Source organism: Acinetobacter sp. GRABPA_MV_2, assembly GCF_056725885.1.
Window position 1 is genome coordinate 1 of the sequence record NZ_JBWZNA010000051.1, and the last position, 1,985, is coordinate 1,985.

3 protein-coding genes are annotated in these 1,985 nt (G+C 36.5%); 1 reads left to right on the forward strand and 2 read right to left on the reverse strand.

Annotation, left to right across the window (positions count from 1 at the left end; genetic code table 11):
- Positions 1-34 precede the first annotated feature (34 nt).
- The gene (locus tag ACXM0J_RS18710) at positions 35-343 is read right to left on the reverse strand and encodes a hypothetical protein (RefSeq protein ID WP_032001318.1); all 309 of its coding nucleotides are present in this window, start codon (positions 341-343) and stop codon (positions 35-37) included.
- An 11-nt stretch (positions 344-354) separates the two neighbouring features.
- Positions 355-1,575: a phage/plasmid replication protein, II/X family gene (locus ACXM0J_RS18715; RefSeq protein ID WP_032001317.1), complete on the reverse strand. Its 1,221-nt coding sequence runs from the start codon at positions 1,573-1,575 to the stop codon at positions 355-357.
- Positions 1,576-1,697: 122 nt separating this feature from the next.
- Between ACXM0J_RS18715 and ACXM0J_RS18720 the strand changes: the two genes are divergently transcribed.
- A complete protein-coding gene (locus ACXM0J_RS18720) occupies positions 1,698-1,892 on the forward strand; it encodes a hypothetical protein (RefSeq protein ID WP_017817109.1) in 195 nt (64 codons plus the stop codon).
- Positions 1,893-1,985: the final 93 nt, after the last annotated feature.

The window sequence follows — 1,985 nt, forward strand, 5'->3', positions numbered from 1 at the left end:
ATTATACGAAGTGTTTTATTATTAACACTTTGTTTTATATAAAGTTAATGTCCTTTAATACTGGTCTTGGCGGTGTCTTAGTAAAATCAAACTCGAACTCGAGTTCACATTCGGCTGGTAGCTGTACGTCTTTAAAACGATAGAAATTACCTGAGCCTTTTAATTTAAATTGTTGTTCTTTAGCGCCAATGGATTCCATATCACCTTCAGGAAATGCAATTGATGCATAAATATTCAAATTATCGTAAGGCTGTGGTACGCCTTTATTCATGCCATTTTCAGGTGTAAATTCACCCTTAGACATTTTTAAACCTGTAACAATAACTGTTTGTTTCTGAGACATTTCGTAGCCCTCTAAGCGATTTGGTAGTTAAATTGCGAGACTGGTTCTTCATACCAATCTGGCAACTGTTGATTGAAGTCAATTTCTACAAGCTTGACGAATGGAATGATGTTTGATGCCTTCTCATCATGAAGGTTCTGTAAATAAGCTTTAGAAAAGCCACATTCACATAATTGAGAAATTAGGTTATAAAACTGAGACTTACCGTAATTATTTTTAATTTCATCAAATCCTTTTTCACGGATAAGACAAAACATCGCGAATAAATTACGTACTTTAGTGTGGGAAACCTTGCCAGATTTAGTCATTACAACTTCTGAGCGTTCAATGGCTTCAAGTACACTTGTATCATCTGTTAATTTCATAGTTTGACCTCGCAAGGCTTCAAAAATGCTATGAGTAGCTTTGTTCCAGAGTGTTTGAAGTAAATTAGGGTTAGAACGTTGAAACTTAATTAAATCAAAGAGATTGGTAGGAATTCCATTACGTTCAAGCCAACGTTTTTTTAAACGTGATTCAAAACGTAATAGACCGATAGTCCAGTTGATCAGATCTTGATTAGACATAACATCAACAACACGTTGAGCTGATTTATCGTTCTTCTTTGAAAGCATTTTATACTCTTCAAATTGAGCAATAAATTCGTCATGCTTCATATAACACTTGTGATTAACAAGGCGTGAAGTCTGACCTCCCCAATAGACTGAACTATCGAAACGCTTATTACTTAAACGAGTCTGGCCATTACTGACATTACTCAAGAAATCCAAAACTTTTTTAGCCGTGCTCTGGTCTTTCAATCGTGCAGAGTAAGTCACATCGATGTGTGATACCCAGGCACGAGGCCAATCTAGCATTCTTGCTAAGACTGGATAAGCTTCATGTAGAAAGCCAATCATTTCCATTGCACCCTGCTCTATGTTGTCACTTCCAAATACGTTATGACCTTGCAAAAGCTTTGCAGGCGAAGCCTTAATCTGAACATAAGGCTCATAACTTGTATCGAAAAACACTTTCATTGCCATACCTGTGTAGTGCGTTGGCACTGACTCATACGGATGAAATAAAGCAGCAGCAGAAATAGAACCATCGTCATTCTTATGAACCGAACGCGAAGCAAGTGGTATTTCAATTGAATGCAGATCTACATCTACAAAAAAATAACGCCCTTCAGAATCGACTGAAAAAAAGCTCGATTCGAATGGAGCGTTAATGCAAATATGATCTAACATAAAAAAGTTACCAAGTAACCGCGTTTAAAAGATTAAACAAAATTACTAGGTAACTTGTCAACTCGTAAAACGAGTTAATATTAAAAAAGTTACCTAGTTATTTAGTTACAAGGCGTTTACAAATGAGCAAGGTCTATAAAATACGCAGTGAAGAAGTTGAAGACGTGAAAGAAACACTGATGAAATTCGTCGTACAGAAAAAATCACTGATGGCAGAAAGTGACGTGATTCACGCTCTTATCAAATATCACTTGAAGGATTTGAAGGCAGAAGAAGTCATAAGATACAGACAAGAAGTGCTAGGTAAAGACGAATAATTTCCGAAATATCGGACTAGAGTCCACCATTAGAAGACGTGGACTCCCCCAACCTTCCAAAATTCGCATAATGCAGATTGATGTTAAAAAGCC

Coding starts and splice junctions, on each gene's coding strand:
- ACXM0J_RS18710 (WP_032001318.1), bottom strand. CDS start 343: ATGTCTCAGAAACAAACAGTTATTGTTACAGGTTTAAAAATGTCTAAG.
- ACXM0J_RS18715 (WP_032001317.1), bottom strand. CDS start 1,575: ATGTTAGATCATATTTGCATTAACGCTCCATTCGAATCGAGCTTTTTT.
- ACXM0J_RS18720 (WP_017817109.1), top strand. CDS start 1,698: ATGAGCAAGGTCTATAAAATACGCAGTGAAGAAGTTGAAGACGTGAAA.